The sequence below is a fragment of the Nocardioides sp. SYSU D00038 genome (assembly GCF_016924665.1).
Lineage (GTDB): Bacteria > Actinomycetota > Actinomycetes > Propionibacteriales > Nocardioidaceae > Nocardioides.
This window is the reverse complement of sequence record NZ_JAFFJT010000007.1, coordinates 312,522-331,676: the sequence shown is the minus strand read 5'-3', so window position 1 is coordinate 331,676 and position 19,155 is coordinate 312,522. Positions and strand designations below refer to the sequence as shown.

The 19,155-nt window shown below is 73.9% G+C and carries 17 protein-coding genes; 10 read left to right on the top strand and 7 right to left on the bottom strand.

Annotation, left to right across the window (positions count from 1 at the left end):
• Positions 1–55: 55 nt before the first annotated feature.
• The 3 genes from JT721_RS03800 to JT721_RS03790 all read left to right on the top strand — a co-directional run bounded on the left by JT721_RS03800 (position 56) and on the right by JT721_RS03790 (position 2,686).
• Complete coding sequence (locus JT721_RS03800) at positions 56–391, top strand: hypothetical protein (RefSeq protein WP_205471562.1); 336 nt, start codon at positions 56–58, stop codon at positions 389–391.
• 67 nt (positions 392–458) lie between these two features.
• Positions 459–1,571, top strand: a complete 1,113-nt coding sequence (locus JT721_RS03795) for an aromatic acid exporter family protein (RefSeq protein ID WP_205471561.1) — start codon at positions 459–461, stop codon at positions 1,569–1,571.
• Entirely contained in the window at positions 1,568–2,686 is a 1,119-nt protein-coding gene (locus tag JT721_RS03790; protein WP_205471560.1) for a DNA polymerase IV, read from the top strand. The genes JT721_RS03795 and JT721_RS03790 overlap by 4 nt, the downstream gene beginning before the upstream one ends.
• A 14-nt stretch (positions 2,687–2,700) precedes the next feature.
• Here JT721_RS03790 and JT721_RS03785 read toward each other — a convergent pair whose 3' ends face one another.
• Complete coding sequence (locus tag JT721_RS03785; RefSeq protein ID WP_205471559.1) at positions 2,701–3,828, bottom strand: glutamate--cysteine ligase; 1,128 nt, start codon at positions 3,826–3,828, stop codon at positions 2,701–2,703.
• A gap of 63 nt (positions 3,829–3,891) precedes the next feature.
• On the opposite strand from JT721_RS03785, the gene JT721_RS03780 reads away from it, so the two are divergent.
• Complete coding sequence (locus tag JT721_RS03780; protein ID WP_205471558.1) at positions 3,892–5,232, top strand: threonine/serine exporter ThrE family protein; 1,341 nt, start codon at positions 3,892–3,894, stop codon at positions 5,230–5,232.
• A gap of 15 nt (positions 5,233–5,247) precedes the next feature.
• Here JT721_RS03780 and JT721_RS20675 read toward each other — a convergent pair whose 3' ends face one another.
• From JT721_RS20675 to JT721_RS03765, 3 genes are read right to left on the bottom strand one after another with little or no spacing between them, the layout of a single operon-like run.
• Positions 5,248–5,757 carry a DUF402 domain-containing protein gene (locus JT721_RS20675; RefSeq protein ID WP_205471557.1) on the bottom strand — a complete coding sequence of 170 codons (510 nt, stop codon included), beginning with the start codon at positions 5,755–5,757 and terminating at the stop codon, positions 5,248–5,250.
• A gap of 47 nt (positions 5,758–5,804) precedes the next feature.
• Entirely contained in the window at positions 5,805–6,641 is an 837-nt protein-coding gene (locus tag JT721_RS03770) for an SDR family oxidoreductase (protein ID WP_205471556.1), read from the bottom strand.
• Positions 6,638–8,173: an NAD(P)/FAD-dependent oxidoreductase gene (locus JT721_RS03765; RefSeq protein WP_205471555.1), complete on the bottom strand. Its 1,536-nt coding sequence runs from the start codon at positions 8,171–8,173 to the stop codon at positions 6,638–6,640. The genes JT721_RS03770 and JT721_RS03765 overlap by 4 nt, the downstream gene beginning before the upstream one ends.
• Positions 8,174–8,223: 50 nt before the next feature.
• Between JT721_RS03765 and JT721_RS03760 the strand changes: the two genes are divergently transcribed.
• Positions 8,224–8,865 carry a TetR/AcrR family transcriptional regulator gene (locus JT721_RS03760; protein ID WP_307827869.1) on the top strand — a complete coding sequence of 214 codons (642 nt, stop codon included), beginning with the start codon at positions 8,224–8,226 and terminating at the stop codon, positions 8,863–8,865.
• Positions 8,866–8,873: 8 nt separating this feature from the next.
• On the opposite strand, the gene rocD is transcribed toward JT721_RS03760, so the two are convergent.
• Positions 8,874–10,109: an ornithine--oxo-acid transaminase gene (rocD, locus tag JT721_RS03755; protein WP_374220862.1), complete on the bottom strand. Its 1,236-nt coding sequence runs from the start codon at positions 10,107–10,109 to the stop codon at positions 8,874–8,876.
• Between the two features lie 187 nt (positions 10,110–10,296).
• Between rocD and JT721_RS03750 the strand changes: the two genes are divergently transcribed.
• Positions 10,297–10,794 (top strand): SigE family RNA polymerase sigma factor, encoded by a 498-nt coding sequence (locus JT721_RS03750; protein ID WP_205471553.1) that lies wholly within the window; start codon positions 10,297–10,299, stop codon positions 10,792–10,794.
• 8 nt (positions 10,795–10,802) lie between these two features.
• Positions 10,803–12,065: a hypothetical protein gene (locus tag JT721_RS03745; RefSeq protein WP_205471552.1), complete on the top strand. Its 1,263-nt coding sequence runs from the start codon at positions 10,803–10,805 to the stop codon at positions 12,063–12,065.
• 18 nt (positions 12,066–12,083) lie between these two features.
• Here JT721_RS03745 and JT721_RS03740 read toward each other — a convergent pair whose 3' ends face one another.
• Positions 12,084–13,598, bottom strand: a complete 1,515-nt coding sequence (locus tag JT721_RS03740; protein ID WP_205471551.1) for an FAD-dependent oxidoreductase — start codon at positions 13,596–13,598, stop codon at positions 12,084–12,086.
• A gap of 38 nt (positions 13,599–13,636) precedes the next feature.
• The gene (locus JT721_RS03735; protein ID WP_205471550.1) at positions 13,637–13,984 is read right to left on the bottom strand and encodes a hypothetical protein; all 348 of its coding nucleotides are present in this window, start codon (positions 13,982–13,984) and stop codon (positions 13,637–13,639) included.
• A 39-nt stretch (positions 13,985–14,023) separates the two neighbouring features.
• Between JT721_RS03735 and hrpA the strand changes: the two genes are divergently transcribed.
• From hrpA to JT721_RS03720, 3 genes are all read left to right on the top strand, one after another.
• Complete coding sequence (gene hrpA, locus JT721_RS03730; protein WP_205471549.1) at positions 14,024–17,806, top strand: ATP-dependent RNA helicase HrpA; 3,783 nt, start codon at positions 14,024–14,026, stop codon at positions 17,804–17,806.
• Between the two features lie 42 nt (positions 17,807–17,848).
• The gene (locus JT721_RS03725) at positions 17,849–18,445 is read left to right on the top strand and encodes a hypothetical protein (RefSeq protein WP_307827868.1); all 597 of its coding nucleotides are present in this window, start codon (positions 17,849–17,851) and stop codon (positions 18,443–18,445) included.
• A 168-nt stretch (positions 18,446–18,613) separates the two neighbouring features.
• A complete protein-coding gene (locus JT721_RS03720) occupies positions 18,614–19,120 on the top strand; it encodes a type II toxin-antitoxin system PemK/MazF family toxin (protein WP_205471548.1) in 507 nt (168 codons plus the stop codon).
• Positions 19,121–19,155: the final 35 nt, after the last annotated feature.

The following is a 19,155-nucleotide window of genomic DNA, read 5'->3' as shown; positions in this document are numbered from 1 at the left end:
CGTCGTTCGTCGCCGACCGGACCGCCCGGTCGGCAGACCGTTCGGGAGGTCCTCCGTGCACCGCATGCTCCGCCTGGCCGTCGCCCTCGGCTCCGTCGCCGCGGCCGCCGTCGCCTGGCTCGTCCTCACCCCGCCCGCCGGGTCGACCGTCGCGCCGCCGGGCGACACGATCGTCGACATCACCGGCGACGCCGCCAACGGCTTCGAGATCACCTACTACGACGGCACCGGGCTCTACCCGCCCACCGACTCCGAGGCCCGGGCCGAGTGCGCCGAGCACGACACCCGGGTCCAGCGCGTGCGCTGCCGGGTCGAGGTCCGCACCTGGTACCGCGACCTGGCCGCCACCCAGCAGGCGCTCGACTGGGCACATCACCCGGGCTCCTCGTGAGGCACGCCCAGCGGGTGCGGGGTGACGCGCCCAGGTCGGGATCGCCCCTCTGGCACGATCGGGTGCCATGGAGGTCGGTGCCGAGGGCGGTCCCCTCGACCGGATGTGGGACCGCAGCCGCACCTCGGTGCGTGCGCGGATCGCCCGGCTGCGGGCCAAGCGCTGGCAGATCCTCCAGTGCGCGGTCGCCGCCGGGGTCGCCTGGTTCATCGCCGCCGACCTGCTCGGCCACCCGACGCCGTTCTTCGCGCCGGTGGCGGCCGTGGTCAGCCTCGGCACCTCCTACGGCCAGCGGCTGCGCCGGGTCGCCGAGGTCACCGTGGGCGTGGCCCTCGGCGTCTTCCTCGCCGACCTGCTCGTGCTGGCGCTGGGCTCGGGCTGGTGGCAGCTGGTGCTGATCGTCGGGCTGGCGATGAGCATCGCGTTCCTGCTCGACGGCGGCCAGCTGCTCGTCACCCAGGCGGCCGTGCAGTCGATCGTCGTCGCGTCCCTGGCGCCCGGTCCCGGGGAGGCGCTGATCCGTTGGACCGACGCGCTGGTCGGCGGCGCGGTGGCCCTGGTCGCCGCGACCGTGGTGCCGGCCGCCCCGCTGCGCCGGCCCAGGGAGCAGGCGGCGGTGGTGGTGCGCAAGATCTCCGCCCTGCTGCGGGCCGCGGCCGAGGTGATGGTCGACGGGGAGGCCGAGCGCGGGCTCGACCTGCTGGCCGACGCCCGGTCGACCGACTACCTCATCCGGGAGCTGCAGGCCGCCGCCGACGAGGGGATGGCAGTGGTGGCGTCGTCGCCGTTCCGGGTGCGCCACAAGTCCTCGGTGCGGCGGATGGGCGAGCTGGTCGACCCGCTCGACCGGGCGCTGCGCAGCACCCGGGTGCTGGTGCGCCAGACGGCGGTGGCGGCCTACCACCACCGGCCGGTGCCGGCGTCGTACGCGCGGCTGGCCGTCGAGCTGGCCGAGGCCGCGGACCAGGTGGCGACCGAGCTGCGGGCCGACCGCCGGGCGACGGCGGCCCAGCCCGCTCTGCTCGCGGTGGGGGAGGCCACCGGCCGGGTCGAGCGGGCCGAGGCGATGACCGCCGAGGTCGTGCTGGTGCAGCTGCGGTCGGTCGTGGTCGACCTGCTGCTGCTCACCGGCATGACCCAGATGCAGTCGACCGAGGCCCTGCCTCCGCCGCCGTCATGAGTACGTCGACGACCGGGAGCGGGCGGCCGCCGATCACGCACTGGGTGCTGCACGTCGACCTCGACCAGTTCATCGCCGCCGTCGAGGTGCTGCGCCACCCCGAGCTCGCCGGGCTGCCGGTGGTGGTCGGCGGTGACGGCGACCCGACCAAGCGCGGCGTCGTGGCTACGGCGTCGTACGAGGCGCGCGCGTTCGGTGTGGGGTCGGGGATGCCGATGCGGATCGCGGCCCGCAAGTGCCCCGATGCGGTCTTCCTGCCGGCCGACCACGCCGCCTACGACGCCGCGTCGGCCGAGGTGATGGCCACGCTGCGCGCGGTGCGCTGGGGTGGCCGCGAGGTGGTGGTCGAGGTGCTCGGCTGGGATGAGGCGTTCCTGGCAGCAGGCCCGGAGCCCGAGGACGGGGGAGAGGACGACACCACCGACCCGCGCGAGGTGGCCGAGCGGGTGCGCGCGGCGGTCTTGGCCGCGACCGGGCTGCACTGCTCGGTGGGGATCGGCGACAACAAGCTGCGCGCCAAGATGGCCACCGAGCTCGGCAAGCCCCGGGGCACCGGCTGGCTCACCGAGGGGAACTGGTTCGAGGTGATGGGCGAGCGCCCCACCCGGGCGCTGTGGGGGATCGGTTCGAAGACCGCCAAGAAGCTGGCCGCGCTCGGCATCGACACGGTGAGCCAGCTCGCGGCATCCGACGTGCGGGTGCTCGCCGCCGAGCTGGGGCCGACGATGGGCCCCTGGTACCACCGGCTGGGCCGTGGCGTCGACACCAGCCCGGTGAGCGCCGCCCCGTGGGTGCCGCGGGCGCACGGCCGCGAGACCACCTTCCAGAACGACCTCGACGACTGGGCCGAGGTGGTGCAGGCGGTGCGCGACCTGACCGTGCGCGTCGTGGCCGACATCGACAAGGAGGGGCGTCCCGCGGCGCGAGTGGGCATCAAGGTGCGCTACAAGCCGTTCTTCACCACCAGCCGCAGCCTGACCCTGCCCGCCCCCTCCAACGACCCGGTCGTGCTCGCCGACGCGGCGGCATCGCTCCTCGACCGGGTCGAGCGCGACCGGCCGGTGCGGCTGCTGGGCGTGCGGCTGGAGATGGTCGAGCCGTCGGGCGGCTACTAGGGCGTTCGGGGCGCTCAGAGCCCGTCGCGCAGCTCCTGCACCACCGAGTCGACGACCGCCACCAGGTCACCGTGGGTCTGTTCGGCCACCCGCCGCTGCCGCTGGTACGACGCCCCGCGCTCGAGGATGCCGGTGACGCCGGCCAGCTCGTCGGGGCAGCCGAGGCGCTCGGCCACCGGCTCCAGGCGGACCAGCAGGTCGGCGAGGTCGTCGGTCATCAGCCGCTCGTTGTTGTCGGCGTCCTGGATGACGATCGCCTCGACGCCGTAGCGCGCGGCCCGCCACTTGTTCTCCTGCACGTGCCACGGCGGGAGCACCGGCAACGTCTCGCCGGCGGCGACCCGGGCATCGAGGTCGACGGCGAGGCAGTGCATCAGCGCCACCAGCGGGGCGAGGTCGTCGAAGCTGGAGACGCCGTCGCAGATCCGGTTCTCCAGGGTGCCGTGGGTGGGCGACGGGCGCAGGTCCCAGCGGATCTCGCTGAGCGCCTCGATCACCCCGGTGGTGAGCTGGTCGTCGGCGAACGACTCGAACTCCGCCCAGGTGGCGAAGGTGAACGGCAGCCCCGCGGTGGGCAGCTGCTGGAACATCAGCGCCCGGTTGGAGGCGTAGCCGGTGTCGACACCGGCCCAGATCGGGGAGGACGCCGACAGCGCCTGCAGGTGGGGGTAGTAGGTCAGCAGCCCGGCCAGCACGGGCAGCACCCGGTCGCGGTCGGGCATGCCGACGTGGACGTGCACCCCCCAGATCAGCATCTGCCGGCCCCACCACTGGGTGCGGTTGATCAGCTCCTCGTAGCGGTGGCCCTCGGTGAGCTGCTGTGCGCTCCACGACGCGAACGGGTGGGTGCCGGCTCCGAACAGGTCGATGCCGAGGTCGTCGCCGGCGAGCACGACGTGCTCGAGGGTGCGGCGCAGGTCGTCCATCGCGACGCCGACCGTGGGGCAGACCCCGGTGACGATCTCGACGGTGTTCTTGAGCAGCTCCTTGTGCACCCGGCCGGGGTCGTCGAGACGCGACTTGGCGCGGGCGAAGAGGTGGGAGGCGTCGTTGCGGAGGTCGCGGGTACGGCGGTCGACCAGCGCCAGCTCCCACTCCACGCCGAGCGTCGGCTCCGGGGAGGCGTGGAAGTCGATGCGCACGGTGCCAGCGTTCCACAGGGGAGGAATTGGAGGTCTCCCCCCGTCGGATGGGATGGTCGCCGGGTGGTGGACGTGCGCGAGGCGAACCTGACGCTCGACTTCTGCCTGCGGGTCGGGGAGGTGCTGCTCTCCTCCGGCGCGGGGGCGGCCGACGTGACGGCGACGATGCAGTCGCTCGCCCACCACTTCGGCCTGCGCAACGCCGACATCGACATCACCTTCACCTCGTTGGCGATGAGTTGGCAGCACTCGCCGGAGGCCCAGCCGCTGGCCCACACCCGGCTGGTCAAGCAACGCGACATCGACTACGACGACCTCACCCGCGTCGACCACCTGGTCCGCGACGTGCTGGCCGGCCGGGTCGACCTCGCGGAGGCCCGCACGCGGCTCGCGCGGGTGGTCTCCTCCGGCCACGCCCGGCCGCGCTGGGCGGCGACGCTCGGCTGGGGCGTGATGTGCGCCGGGGTCGGTCTCCAGCTCGGCGGCGACCACCTCGTGGTCGGCAGCGCGTTCCTGGCAGCGGCCTGCATCGACCGGCTCCAGCTGGTGCTGGCCCGGCGCCGGCTGCCGTTCTTCTACCAGCAGGTCGCCGGTGGCGCGGTGGCCACGCTGATCGCGGCGGCGGTCGCCGCCACCGGTCTCGACGTCGACCCCTCGCTGGTGGTCACCGCCAACATCATCATGCTGCTGGCCGGCATCGGGTTCATGGGCGCCCTCCAGGACGCCCTGTCGGGCTTCTACATCACCGCGGGCGCCCGGCTCACCGAGGCGATCCTGGCCACGGCCGGCATCATCGCCGGAGTCAGTGGTGGCCTGTCGCTGGCGGCGATGGCCGGCGTCGAGATCACCCGCATCGAGCCCGGTGCCGGCGCCGACCTGCGCAGCGTCAGCGTCGCCGCGCTCGGCGGGGCGATCTGTGCGGCGGCGTTCGCGTACGCCTCCTACGCGCCCAAGCGGATCCTGGCGCCGATCGGGGTGGTGGCCTTCGTGGCGATGGTGATCTCGCAGACCATCGCGGTGGGCGGGCTCGACCGGGTGTGGTCGGTGGCGCTGGCGGCGTTCGTGGTCGGGCTGGTGAGCTACACGGTCTGCGCGCGCTTCCAGGTGCCGCCGCTCGTCGTGGTGGTCTCGGCCGTCGTGCCGATGCTGCCCGGCCTCTCGATCTACCGCGGCCTGAGCCTGCTCGGGGAGGGCGGGGCGATGACGTCGGCGGGGCTGCTGGCGATGGTGACCGCCGCGTCGGTGGCGATCTCGCTGTCGTCGGGCGTGATCCTGGGCGAGTACGTCGCGCAGCCGCTCAAGCGCGAGGCGCACCGGCTCGAGAGCCGGCTCGCCGGCCCGCGGCTGGTCGGACCGGTGCGCTCCCGCCGGGCGCGCAACCGACGGCCACCGACCCGCGACTGAGCGGCCCGAGCGGCCTCACAGCCGTTGGAGCCAGTCCAGGTGCGCGATCCCGTCGAACGGCGGCTCGCCGTCGGCCACCGCCTGCCGCACCCGGTCGCAGGTCTCGCGGGCCAGCGCCACCACCTCGGGCGGGTAGCCGAGCGCGACCCGGTGCTCCTCGAACTCGTCCTCGTCGTCGACCACGACCGAGCCGTCGAGCAGCCGGATCACGTCGAGGTCGAGGTCGACCGCGCGCACCACGGAGCCGTCCCAGACCGGCTCGGTCGTCATGTCGACGTACGTCGCCACCGGGCCGCCCTCGCCGTGGAACGTGGCCAGCCACGCGCCGGCGCGGGGGACCAGGCCCACCTGGTCGTTGGTGGCGGTGATCGCCAGCCCCGGCCGCGCCATCGGCGTGCCGGCGCGGAACCCCAGCCAGTCGCCGTGGCGGTCGGAGCCCAGCAGCACGCCGTCGAAGGCCCAGTGCGGGCGGTCGCCCCACTTGGTCATCTCGATGCGGACGGGGGAGCCTGGCGGGGGTGGCACGTCTCCCGTTCTACCCCACGCCTCCCCGGCGGGTCGGACCGGCCGGGTCAGACCGCCTTGGCGGGCAGCACGTTCTTCGACACCTTCGCGACCACGTCCTGGTAGCGCGAACCGGTGAGCTTGGCGAAGTGGTGGAGCGCGTGGGCGTCGAGGCCGACGAGCACCCGGGCCTGGTTCTTCTCGATGCCCTTGATGATGATCGCCGCGGCCTTCTCGGGCGTCATCTTGGCGAGCTTCTTGTCGAACAGCTTCGCCGTCGCCTCCTTGTCCTCCTTGGCCGACACGCGGGCGTTGCGGGCGATCGCGGTCTTGATGCCGCCGGGGTGGACGGCGGTGACGCCGACCGGGTGGCCCGCGATCAGCATCTCCTCGCGCAGCGCCTCGGTCATGCCGCGCACGGCGTACTTGGAGGCGTTGTACATCGTCTGACCGGGCATCGAGATCAGCCCGAACAGCGAGGACAGGTTGACGACGTGGCCGTCGCCGCTGGCGATCAGGTGGGGCAGGAACTCCTTGGTGCCGTGGACGACGCCCCAGAAGTTCACGCCGATGATCCAGTCGATGTCGTTGTACTCGAGGTCGGCGAAGTCGCCGGCCAGCGCGACCCCCGCGTTGTTGATCACCACGTTGACCCGGCCGAAGTGCTCGACCACGTCGAGGGCGTAGCGGGCGAACGCGTCGCGGTCGGACACGTCGAGGCGGTCCGACCGCACCTCGCGGGCGCCCGCCGACCGGGCAGCCGCTACGGTCTCGGCCAGGCCGCCCTCGTCGACGTCGGAGAGCGCCAGGCGCGCGCCGCGGCGGGAGAAGTCGAGGGCGAGGGCGCGACCGATGCCGGACCCGGCACCGGTGATCACGACCACCTTGTCGTCGAAGCTCTTCATGCGGGCACTCCTTGGTCGGTGGGACGGCGGTCGGTGCGGTCGCGGCCCTCGGGGGGTGCGCTGACGTCGTAGGCGCCGACGTCGAAGCGCGAGGTCAGGCCGCGGAAGGTGAAGGTCGAGCGCGGCCACAGCGTGGTGTTGCGGCCGTGGGCGTCGAGGTACCAGCTCGAGCAGCCGCCGCGCGCCCACACGGTGCGGGCCATCCGCCGGTGCAGCGCGGCGTTGTACGACGCCGCGGCGTCCTCGCGGACCTCGACGGCGCCGTAGCGGGAGGCGCGCATGGTGCGTAGCGCGTCACGGATGTAGGACACCTGCGACTCGATGATGAACACCATGCTCGAGTGGCCGAGCCCGGTGTTGGGCCCGACGATGAAGAACAGGTTGGGGAAGCCGGGCACGGTCGAGCCCTTGTAGGCCGACATCCCCGACTCGCGCCAGCGCTGCGCCAGGGTCACGCCGTCGCGTCCGGTGAGGTGCTCGGTGATCGGCAGCTCGGTGGTGAAGAACCCGGTCGCGACGACCAGCACGTCGACCTCGCGCTCGGTCCCGTCGGCGGTCACGATCGCGTTGCCGGTCACCTTGGCGATCGGGTCGGTGACCAGGTCGCAGTTGTCGGCGTCCAGGGCGGGGTAGTAGGTGTTGGAGATCAGGATCCGCTTGCAGCCGATGTCGTAGGTGGGCGTGACCTTCTCGCGCAGCGCGGGGTCCTTGATGCCCTTGCGGATGTTGGCCAGCGCCAGCTGCTTGGCCGGCCAGGCGATCCTCGGCTCGATGGTGAACGCCGGCACGTAGCTCTCGCGGCCCCAGTAGATCGCGGTGCGGTAGAGCTTCTGCAGCCCGGGCACGTGTCGCAGTGCGGTCCGCTCGAGCCGCCCGTAGCGGCGGTCGTTGCGCGGGATGACGTAGGGCGCGGTGCGCTGGTAGACGTCGAGGTGCGCGGCGACCTTCTGCACCTCGGGCACGATCTGGATCGCCGAGGCGCCGGTGCCGATCACCGCGACCCGCTTGCCGGCCAGCGAGACGTCGTGGTCCCACCGGGCCGAGTGGAAGACCTCGCCCTGGAAGCCCTCGATGCCCTCGATCTCGGGCAGGCGCGGCTCCGAGAGCCCGCCGGCGCCGACGATCACGGTCCGGGCGGTCCAGGTGCCGCCGGTGGTCTCGACGGTCCAGGTCTGGTCGTCGTCGTCCCACGTCGCCTCGAGCACCTCGGTGTCGAAGACGAACCGGTCGAGGGTGCCCGACTCGCGCGCGACCCGCTGCAGGTAGGCCTGGATCTCCGGCTGCGGCGAGAACGACATCGACCAGTCGGGGTTGGGCGCGAACGAGAACGAGTACAGCTGGCTCGGGACGTCGCACGCCGCGCCGGGGTAGGTGTTGTCGCGCCAGGTGCCGCCGACGTCGGGGCCGCGCTCGATGACGACGAAGTCGGTCTCGCCGTCCTCCTGCAGCTTGATGGCGGCGCACAGGCCGGCGAAGCCGGCGCCGACCACCAGGTGGTCGACGTGCCGCGGGGCGGTGCTGGTCGGGCTCATGCGCAGCACGCTATTGCGGTTATTGAACAAGTGTCAATAGAGTGGGGGCCGTGAGCGCGACCACACGACCCGCCGCGGCCCGCACCCGGCTGAGCCCGACCGAGCGACGCTCCCAGCTCCTCGACCTGGGCGTCCGCCTGCTCGCCACCCGGTCGCTCGACGAGCTGTCGATCGACCTGCTGGCCGAGGAGGCGGGCATCTCCCGGGGGCTGCTCTACCACTACTTCGGCAACAAGCACGACTTCCACGAGGCCGTCGTGCGCCGGGCCGCCGACGACCTGATCGCCCAGACCGCGCCGCCCGCGCAGGGCGAGCCGCTGGAGCGGCTGTTCGTCTCGGTGGCGGCCTACGTCGACTACGTCGACGCCAACCACCAGGGCTACCTCTCCCTGGTGAAGGGGGCGGCCGGCGGCAACGAGACGCTGCGCCAGATCTACGAGGAGGCCCGCTCGGTGCTGAGCGAGCGCATCTTCCGCGAGGACGCCCAGGGCGAGCTGATCGCCGACACCCCACGCACCCGCCTGGTGGTGCGCGGCTGGTCGGCGATGACCGAGGAGTTGGTGCTCTCGTGGAAGGCCGACCCCGGAGAGGTCACCCGCGAGGACCTGTTGGAGATCATCGCGGCCTCGCTGCCCGCGCTGGTCGAGGCCGTGGGCGACCCGGCACCGTCCCGGGGCCCATCCCAGTCCTGAGTGCAGCCTCAGGCGTGGCTGACGACGTCGGCCAGCTGGTCGAGGCCCCAGGCGAGGTCGTCGGCGGAGATGACCAGCGGCGGCGCCAGCCGGATCGTGGAGCCGTGGGTGTCCTTGGCCAGCACGCCGCGCGCCATCAGCGCCTCGCAGACCATCCGGCCGGTGCCGATCGCGGGGTCGATGTCGACGCCCGCCCACAGCCCGCGGGTGCGGACGCCCACCACGCCCCGGCCCACCAGCGCGTCGAGCCGCTCGCGCAGGAGCACGCCCAGCTCGGCGGCCCGCGCCTGGTGCTCCCCGGTCGCCAGCATCCGCACCACCTCGAGCCCCACCGCGCAGGCCAGCGGGTTGCCGCCGAAGGTCGAGCCGTGCTGGCCCGGCCGCAGCACGCCGAGCACGTCGCGGTCGGCCACGACCGCCGAGACGGGCACGATCCCGCCGCCGAGCGCCTTGCCGAGCACGTACACGTCGGGCACGACCTCCTCATGGTCGCAGGCGAACGTCGCGCCGGTGCGGCCCAGCCCGGCCTGGATCTCGTCGGCGACGAAGAGCACGCCAGAGGTGGTGCACAGGTCGCGGACGCCGTGCAGGTAGCCGTCGGGCGGGATCAGCACGCCGCTCTCGCCCTGGATCGGCTCGATCAGCACCGCGACGGTGTCGTCGTCGATGGCCGCCTCGAGCGCCGCCAGGTCACCGAAGGGCACGGTGACGAAGCCGGGGGCGAACGGGCCGAAGCCGTCGCGGGCGTCGGGGTCGTCGGAGAAGCCGACGATGGTGGTGGTGCGACCGTGGAAGTTGCCCGCCGCGACGACGATCCGGGCCCGGTCGGCCGGGACGCCCTTGACCTCGTAGCCCCACTTGCGGGCGACCTTGATCGCAGTCTCCACCGCCTCGGCGCCGGTGTTCATCGGCAGCACCAGCTCCTTGCCGCACAGGTCGCCCAGCTCGGCGCAGAAGTCGGCGAAGCGGTCGTGCACGAACGCGCGGGAGGTCAGGGTGAGGTGGTCGAGCTGGGCGTGCGCGGCGGCGACCAGCCCGGGGTGGCCGTGGCCGAAGTTGAGCGCGGAGTAGCCGGCGAGCAGGTCGAGGTAGCGGCGGCCCTCGACGTCGGTCATCCAGGCGCCCTCGGCGGAGGCGACCACGACGGGGAGCGGGTGGTAGTTGTGGGCCGTCCGCGCCTCGGCGCGCTCGAACTCCTCGCGCCCCTTCTCCTGGCCGGCCAGCATCGTCGCCGCCGTCGTCATCGTGCTCATCCCGACCTCCTCGTGGTGACTGCGCCCGTCGCGCCGAACAGGATTGTCAGACAATCCTCGGGACGAGCCTAACCCGTCCGGGTGGTCGCCGCCGAAATCCCGTCCCAGCACCCAACCCCGGCGCCGTCCGCCCCGTCAGGGGGGTAGAAGAGAGCATCCGATCCGGGAAGGTCGACCGATGGGCAGCAGCCGGGACGAGGCGTTCACGCGCTACGTGACCGAGCGGCGTGCGGCCCTCTACCGCACGGCGTACCTGCTGTGCGGCGACCCCCACCGGGCCGAGGACGTCGTGCAGACCGCGCTGGCCCGGCTCTACGCCGCCTGGCCCCGGGTCTCGCGCGCCGACTCGGTCGACGCCTACGCACGCCGGGTCGTCGTCAACAGCCACGTCGACGAGACCCGGCGGCCGTGGCGACGCGAGCGGCCGGTGACCGACGAGCGGCTCGACCGCCCGGCGACCGCCGGCGTCTCGGCCGAGGACGCGGACGCGCTCTGGACCGCCCTGCGGGGGCTGGCCCCCGGACAACGGCGCGTGGTGGTGCTGCGGCACTACTGGGGCCTGTCCGTCGAGGAGACCGCCGCCGACCTGGGGATCAGCCCCGGGACGGTGAAGAGCCAGACGTCCCAGGCCCTCGCCCGGCTGCGCGGTGCGCTCGCCGGCGCCGCCCGAGAGTAGGAGCGCAGATGACCCACCACCAGACCCCCGAGGACCGCCTCCTCGCCGACGGCCTGCACCGGCTCGCCCGCGACGCCGCCCTGCCCCCGACCGCCCCCGCCGACGACGTACGACGCGGGCGCGGCCGGCTGCGCCGCCAGCGGCTGCTGGTCGGCGTGGGCGCGGCGACCACCGTCGGGGTGGTCGCCCTGGGCTCGGCACTGCTGGGAGGTGGCGACCAGGACACCTCGACCCCGCCGGTCGCCGGCGGCAGCGAGGTGGCCGACCCGACGCCGGTCGAGCCGCCGGAGCCGCAGGACGGGGAGCGGGTGCTGCCGACCGTGCGCGGCGACGAGGTCGCCGCCGGGGCGGCCGCCGACCCGCTGGGCGAGCCCACCGACCACACCGCGACCCTGCGCCGCTACCACCGGGTGCTGGCCGAGCGACTCGACCCGCGCGGCGAGCACCTCGAGCCGTGGTCGGCCGACACCGCCAACCAGCAGGGCAGCGGCGCCGGCGACCTGATGACGTCGCTCGGCTCGAAGTTCGGCTGGCGCAACCCCGGCGAGGAGGGCCTGGGGATGCTGCAGGTCAACGTCTCGGCGGGCTGGAGCCCCGACAGCACCCAGATGTTCTGCGGGAGCGAGCTGGCCTGCGAGGACGTCACCGGCCCGAACGGCGAGCGGGCGGTTGTGGGCAGCACCAGCAGCGCCGGCCGCGTGGTCGTGGCCGTCGAGCACGCCGACGGGCAGGTCGTCGTGCTCACCTCCGACGCACTGTTCGGCAACAACTCCACCGTGCCGGTCTCGGGCACCGGCCTCGAGGTCGACGAGCTGCTGGCGGCAGCGGCCGACGATCGGCTGTCGCTGCCCGGCGACCCGGTCGTGCCGGTGCCGCTCGACGCGGCGGCGTTCGAGCGGGCCGGCCGGCGGGCGCTGGTGGGCGAGGGCGAGACGTGGAGCCGGACCTCCTCGCCCGGCACCTACGTCGACGGCCCGTGGAGCAACGGCGCCGGCGACGGCGGCAGCCTCGCCTGGGACGTCAACCCGACCTACGGCGACGTCGCCGGCTGGCAGTGCTGGGCCGAGCAGTTCCAGCGCTGCGTGGAGCGCACGGTCGAGGGCAGGCGGGTCTTCGTCGGCTACGTGAAGCCTCGCTGGGGCGGCGGGCTGCAGGTGATCCACACCGGGCCGTCCTACGAGGTGCGGGTGCTCGTCGACGACCGCGACTTCCCCATCGACCGGGCGGTGCGGTTCGTGCTCGACGACCGCTGGCAGCCGGCCAACCGCTAGCGCCGACCGCCCATCGGCTCAGCTCGCGAGGTCGCGGACCGCGAGCGAGGCGAAGACCATCGCCGAGCCGAGCGGTGCGCCAGGCCCGGGGTAGCACGAGCCGAACACCGACGCGGCCGAGTTGCTGGCGGCGTAGAGGCCGGCGATCGCCGTACCGTCCTCGCGCAGCACCCGACCGGCCGCGTCGGTGACCAGCCCACCCTTGGTGCCGAGGTCGGCGAGCACGAACCTGGCGGCGAGGAACGGCGGCCGGTCGCAGGGGGTGAGCGCCTTGTTGGGCCCGGTGCCGCCGGCGAAGAAGGTGTCGTACTCGTCGGCGCCGCGGCCGAAGTCGTCGTCGGTGCCGGTCTCGCAGAAGCCGTTGAACCGGGTCACCGTCTCGACCAGCGCGTCCGACGGTAGCCCGGTCGCGGCCGCCAGCCCCTCGAGGGTGTCGGCACGCACCCAGGTGCCGGCCGCCAGGTGGGCCTCGGGGTCGCCCTCGGGCATCGCGATCGCCGGCAGCCGGCCACCCTCGCGGGAGTCGAAGACGAACCACGACGGCACCCGCTCCGGCGCCGCGGCCATCTCGCGGCCGAACCGGTCGTAGGGCAGGCACTCGTTGGCGTAGCGGCGGCCGGTCGCGTCGACCATCAGCCCGCTGCGGAAGCCGAGCGTGAACGAGCCGCCGCCGTCGGGCTGCGCCAGTCCGGGGCAGAACCACCCCAGCGCCGAGAAGTCGGTGGCCGCGCCGAGGGCGACCGCGGCGTCGATCGGCTCGCCCGTGTTGGTCTCGGCCGGCGCCATCGTCCACGCCACGTCGCCGGGTACGCCGCGCTCGGCCCGCCGCTCGGCGTTGCCCTCGTAGCCGCCGGCCGCCACCAGCACGCCGCGGGCGGCGCGCAGCTGCACCGGCCCCTCGGGGGTCATCGCCGCGACCCCGACCACCCGGTCGGCCTCGGTGACGTAGCCGGTCACCGGCAGGTTGGTGCGGATCTCGCCGCCGTCGCGCACGAACATCGCCGCCAGCCGCGCGACCAGGGCCTGCCCGCCGCTGAGCGTGTTGCGCCCCTCCTGCCCGGCCCGGTCGAGCTCGACCGGCGGCCGCACCAGCCGGGCCACCTCGGCCGGTAGCTCGCCGCGCTTGACGTTCGTCGGCTGGATCGAGCGGCCGAACGGCACCCGGCCGAGCGCGTCGTAGTACTCCGAGAACGGCAGCCACTCGAAGTCGATGCCGTCGTCGGCCTCCAGCTCCGCGACCAGCTCGGGGGAGTGGGCCAGGAACGCCTCGACCTTCTCGGGGTCGGGGTCCTCGAGCACCGCGGCGAGGTAGTCGCGGGCGCCCTCGGTGGAGTCGGGGATCCCGGCCCGCTGCTGCACCTGGCTGCCCGGCAGCCAGCACGCCCCGCCGGAGTACGCCGAGGTGCCGCCGATCCGCCCGGTCTTCTCGACCACCACCGTGCGGAGGCCGCGCTTCTGGGCCAGCCAGGCGCCGGTCAGCGCCCCGCCGCCGGAGCCGACCACCACCACGTCGTACTGCTGCTCACCCGTCACCGCGCGATCGTGTCAACTAGAACGTGTTCTAGCAAGGCTCAGATCGCGTCGAGGGCCAGCCAGGCGACGAACCACACCACGCCGGTGAGCGCCAGCAGCGCGCTGACGGCGTAGCCCTTCCAGGTGGTGGCGAGGTTCCAGCCGATAATGGCGGAGCCGGCGACCAGCGAGAGCGGGATGCCGACGAGGAAGGGCACGCCGAGCGCGCGCACCACGACCCACCAGCCGAGCGCGGCGACGCCGACCACGACGAGGACCAGCACGACGAGGGCGCCGGTGCTGCCGACGTAGATCCCGCGGCGGGTCGGCCCGGGGGTCGCGCCGGTCGCGCCGGACTCGCCGGGCGGGGTGGGCGAGGGGCTCGCCGGGGGCTGTTCGTAACTCACGCGCGGGTCCTCCTGCCGGACTGGGACAATGGGGTCGCCATGACCGAGACCCCGCTGCGGATCAGCTATCCCGCCGAGCTCCCGGTCACCCAGCGCCGCGACGACATCGCCGCGGCGATCCGGGACCACCAGGTCGTGATCGTCGCGGGTGAGACCGGATCGGGCAAGACCACCCAGCTGCCCAAGATCTGCCTCGAGCTCGGTCGCGGTCGCGACGGGCTCATCGGGCACACCCAGCCGCGCCGGATCGCGGCGCGCTCGGTGGCCGAGCGGATCGCCTCCGAGCTCGGCACCGAGCTGGGCGACCTGGTCGGCTACCAGGTTCGGTTCACCGACCGGACCTCGCGGTCCAGCCGGGTCAAGGTGATGACCGACGGCATCCTGCTCGCCGAGCTCCAGCGCGACCGCCAGCTCCGCAGGTACGACACGATCATCATCGACGAGGCCCACGAGCGCAGCCTCAACATCGACTTCCTGCTCGGCTACCTCAAGCGGCTGCTGCCGCGACGCCCCGACCTCAAGGTGATCATCACCAGCGCCACCATCGACGTCGACCGGTTCGCAGCCCACTTCGACGCGCCGGTGGTCGAGGTCAGCGGCCGCACCTACCCGGTCGAGGTCCGCTACCGGCCGCTGCTCGAGCTGCCCGAGAACGACGACGAGGGCGAGCCCATCGTGCGCGACCAGACCGAGGCCGTCGTCGACGCCGTGCGCGAGCTCGCCGGCGAGGGCCCCGGCGACGTGCTGGTGTTCCTGCCCGGGGAGCGCGAGATCCGCGACACCGCCGACGCCCTCGCCGCCGTGGTCGACCAGCGCACCGAGGTGCTGCCGCTGTTCTCCCGGCTCAGCGCCGCGGAGCAGCACCGGGTATTCGCCCCCCACGCCGGGCGCCGGATCGTGCTGTCGACCAACGTCGCCGAGACCTCGCTGACCGTGCCCGGCATCCGCTACGTCGTCGACACCGGCGTGGCCCGGATCAGCCGCTACTCCACCCGCACCAAGGTGCAGCGGCTGCCGATCGAGCCGATCAGCCAGGCCTCGGCCAACCAACGCTCCGGTCGGTGCGGCCGGGTCGCGGCCGGCATCGCGATCCGCCTCTACTCCGAGGAGGAGTACGACGCGCGACCGACGTTCACCGAGCCCGAGATCCTTCGCACCAACTTGGCCAGCGTCATCCTCCAGATGAGCAGCCTGGGCCTGGGTGAGGCCGGCGACCTGGCCCGGTTCCCGTTCGTCGAGCCGCCCGACCGGCGCAACGTGCAGTCGGGGGTGCAGCTGCTCGAGGAGCTCGGTGCCCTGCGCGCCGGCCGGCTCACCAAGGTCGGGCGGCGGCTGGCCCGGCTGCCGATCGACCCGCGGCTGGCCCGGATGATCCTCGAGGCGGAGCGGCTGGGTTGCGTGCGCGAGGTCGTGGTGATCGCCGCCGCGCTGTCGCTGCAGGACCCGCGCGAGCGGCCCGAGGAGCACCGGCCGCAGGCCGACCAGCTGCACGCCCGGTTCAAGGCCGAGGGCAGCGACTTCCTCACCTGGCTGAACCTGTGGCGCCACCTCAAGCAGCAGCAGAAGGAGCTCAGCAGCAGCGCGTTCCGCCGGATGTGCCGCCGCGAGTTCCTCAACTACCTGCGGGTGCGCGAGTGGCAGGACTTCGAGTCCCAGCTGCGCCAGGTCTGCAAGGAGATGAAGATCCAGGTCGGCCACCCGGCCGACACCCCCGACGCCGACGGCATCCACCAGGCGCTGCTCTCGGGGCTGCTCTCGCACGTGGGCCTGCTCGAGGAGCGCGACAAGGCCGCCGGCGGAGCGTCCGGCGACCGGCGTCGCGGCCCGCGGGAGTACCAGGGTGCTCGCGGCGCGCGGTTCGCGATCTTCCCCGGCAGCGTGCTGCACCGGCAGAACCCGCCGTTCATCATGGCCGGCGAGCTCGTCGAGACCGGCCGACTCTGGGCGCGCCAGAACGCTGCGGTCAAGCCCGAGTGGGCCGAGCGGCTCGCCGGTGACCTGGTCAAGCGCACCTACTCCGAGCCGCACTGGTCGCGCAAGCGGGCCGCGGTGATGGCCCACGAGCGGGTGACGCTCTACGGCGTCCCGCTGGTCGCCGACCGGCTCGTCAGCTACGGCAAGGTCGACCCCGCCGTGGCCCGCGAGCTGTTCATCCGGCACGCGCTCGTGCAGGGCGAGTGGCGCACCAACCACCGCTTCTACCGGCGCAACCTCGAGCTGCTGGCCGAGGCCGAGGAGCTCGAGCACCGCGCCCGGCGCCGCGGGATCGTGGTCGACGAGCACACCCTGTTCGACTTCTACGACGCCCGCGTGGGCGCCGACGTCGTCAGCGGCGCGCACTTCGACCAGTGGTGGAAGCAGGCCCGGCGCGAGCAGCCCGACCTGCTCACCTTCGACCCCTCGATGCTCACCCACGACACCGCGGAGGAGGTGCGGGCCGAGGACTACCCCGAGGTGTGGCGCAGCGGCGACGAGCAGGGCCTGACCTTCCCGATCCGCTACCACTTCGAGCCCGGCTCGCGCGACGACGGGCTGACCATCGACGTTCCGGTCGCGACCCTCAACCGCGTCGAGGCCGACGACTTCTCCTGGAACGTGCCCGGCCTGCGGCACGAGCTGGTCACCAGCCTGATCCGCAGCCTGCCCAAGAACCTGAGGGTCAGCCTGGTGCCCGCACCCGACCGGGCCCGCGAGTTCCTGGCCGCCGTCCCGCCCGGCGACGAGCCGCTGCTCGACGCGCTCGAGCGCTGGTGCCGGGCCACCACCGGCGTGGTCGTGCCGCGCGAGGCCTGGGACTGGTCCAAGGTGCCCGAGCACCTCCGCCCGACCTACCGGGTGCTCGACGACGAGGGGCGTGAGCAGGCCCGCGGCAAGGACCTCGAGGCGCTCAAGGAGCCGCTGCGGCCGCAGTTCGCAGCCGCGCTCGCCGAGGCCGCCGACGACAGCGGCCTGGCCCGCACCGGCGAGACCACCTGGGCGTTCGGCACGCTCGCGGAGTCGTTCACCCAGCAGCGGGCCGGCCACGACGTGCGCGGCTATCCCACCCTCGTCGACGAGGGCGCCACCGTCGGGCTCCAGGTGGTCGGCTCGCCCGCCGAGCAGGAGGCCCGGCACCGGCTGGGCGTGCGCCGGCTGCTGCTGCTCGAGGTGCCCTCGCCGGTGCCGGCGATCCTCGGCTCCCTCGACAACGCCGGCAAGCTGGCGCTGGCCGGCTCGCCGTACGCCTCGGTCAGCGACCTGCTCGACGACTGCCGGGCCGCGGTGCTGGGCGCGGTGGTCGACGCCGCCCCGCCGGTGCGCGACGAGGCGGCGTACGCCGCGTTGCGGGCCGCGGCCGCCCGCGACCACGAGGCCGACGTGCGGGCGGTGGTCGGCGACGTCGTGCGGGTGCTCGACGCGTGGCGACGCACCGACAAGCGGCTCGGCGGCCGGGTCGAGATGGCGCTGCTGCCCGCGCTCTCCGACCTCACCGGCCAGCTGGGCCGGCTGGTGCACCCGGGCTTCGTGGGCGAGGCCGGGCCGACCCAGCTGCGCCGCTACCCGACGTACCTCGCGGCGATGGTGCAGCGCCGCGAGCGGCTCGACGAGGGCCCCGGCGCGGTCGCCCGCGACCGCCAGCTCCAGGACCAGGTCGCCAACCTCCAGGAGGCGTGGCTGCACGCCGTCGCCGCGCTGCCCGAGGGCCGGCCGCCGGGCTCGGGACTGCGCCAGGTGCGCTGGATGCTGGAGGAGTACCGCGTCTCGCTGTGGGCCCAGCAGCTCGGCACCGCCTTCCCGGTCTCGGACCAGCGGATCCGCAAGGCGCTCGAGGCGGCCGTGTGAGCCGGCGCGGGGTCGTGCGGGGCCGCGCGTAGCCTTGCCGGGGTGAGCGACCGCCAGCACCACCGCCCGATGCGGCCCGGTGGCGACTTCTTCGCCGGCGTGCTCGGCGGCACCGACCCCGCGCTGGTGACCGAGGCCGCGGAGCGCGCCGCGGTGCTGCTGGTGCGCGGCGCCCGCGGCAGCGACGACCCGGCCGTGGCAGATCGGATCCTCCACCTCGCCGAGACCGAGGGCATCGAGACCATCGCCGAGGTGTGGTCGGGGGCGCCGGCCGACACCCTGGCCGGCTGCCTGTGGCGGCTGTTCCTGCTCCGCTCGTGGGTGCACGCCGACCCGCTCGGCGTGGCGCGGGAGTACGACGCCGGGCGCCGCGCCGCGCCGGTGGCCCAGGTGGTCGCCGGGGTCGCCGACCCGCCGGGTCCCGAGGAGCTGCGGGCGATGGTCGACCAGGTGCTGCGTGGGATCGCGAGCTCCGACTTCGCCGACGTGCTGTTCCGCGCGGCGGCGTTCGCCCGGGTGGTGGCCACCGGCCGGGCGGGACTGGTCGAGCCGAGCGACGCCCAGGTGCGGCGGATGCTGGTGCTCTCCGAGCAGCTCGAGGCGGCCGGTCACGAGGAGCTGGTGCGACCGCTCTCCTGAGCCCTTGCGCGGCGCGTAGAGTGGGGGACTGGCACGTCGGGCCGCGGCAGCCCCGGGTCCCAAAATTAGCCGCTACGAGCGGCCTTGCGCCGTGAGGCGCTCCCGGTCCGGCGTGCCACCAGACCACCTCCCGGGCGGTGCCGCGCCGGTCTCCCTAGGCTGGGCCGCATGTCGCGACCAGGGGCCCCCCGTTCCACCCGCCCGTGGGAGCGGGTCGCCCGCGCGGTGCGCCGTTCGGTCGGCCGCTCGCCGCAGCGCCGGGTGCCGCGGTCGCTGCGCGACCAGATCGGCTACGCGCCGGAGGTCGACGGCGAACCAGACCCCGGCGAGGTCGTGTGGGCCTGGGTCACCTACGACGAGGACGCGAGCCGGGGCAAGGACCGTCCGGTGCTCGTCGTGGGCCGTCGCGACGGGGGGCCCCGGCCGCAGTGGCTCGGCCTGATGCTCTCCAGCCAGGACCACGACCTCGACGCCGCCGACGAGGCGCGCCACGGCCGGCACTGGATGGACGTCGGGAGCGGCGACTGGGACCACGAGCGTCGGCCCAGCGAGGTGCGCCTCGACCGACTGCTGGTGCTCGATGACGACGCCGTGCGCCGCGAGGGGGCCGTCCTCGACCGCGTCGTCTTCGACGCCGTGCTGGCCGCCGCCCGGGAGTTCCACCCGCTGCCCTGACGCGCCGCCGCAGAACGGGTGGGCGGTCCGGGAGC

Excerpts from the sequence above, each read along its gene's own strand:
- JT721_RS03745 (WP_205471552.1), top strand. The coding sequence starts at position 10,803 with ATGACCCACCACCAGACCCCCGAGGACCGCCTCCTCGCCGACGGCCTG.
- JT721_RS03795 (WP_205471561.1), top strand. The coding sequence starts at position 459 with ATGGAGGTCGGTGCCGAGGGCGGTCCCCTCGACCGGATGTGGGACCGC.
- JT721_RS03790 (WP_205471560.1), top strand. The coding sequence starts at position 1,568 with ATGAGTACGTCGACGACCGGGAGCGGGCGGCCGCCGATCACGCACTGG.
- JT721_RS03770 (WP_205471556.1), bottom strand. The coding sequence starts at position 6,641 with ATGAAGAGCTTCGACGACAAGGTGGTCGTGATCACCGGTGCCGGGTCC.
- rocD (WP_374220862.1), bottom strand. The coding sequence starts at position 10,109 with ATGACGACGGCGGCGACGATGCTGGCCGGCCAGGAGAAGGGGCGCGAG.
- JT721_RS03750 (WP_205471553.1), top strand. The coding sequence starts at position 10,297 with ATGGGCAGCAGCCGGGACGAGGCGTTCACGCGCTACGTGACCGAGCGG.
- JT721_RS03720 (WP_205471548.1), top strand. The coding sequence starts at position 18,614 with ATGTCGCGACCAGGGGCCCCCCGTTCCACCCGCCCGTGGGAGCGGGTC.
- JT721_RS03765 (WP_205471555.1), bottom strand. The coding sequence starts at position 8,173 with ATGAGCCCGACCAGCACCGCCCCGCGGCACGTCGACCACCTGGTGGTC.
- hrpA (WP_205471549.1), top strand. The coding sequence starts at position 14,024 with ATGACCGAGACCCCGCTGCGGATCAGCTATCCCGCCGAGCTCCCGGTC.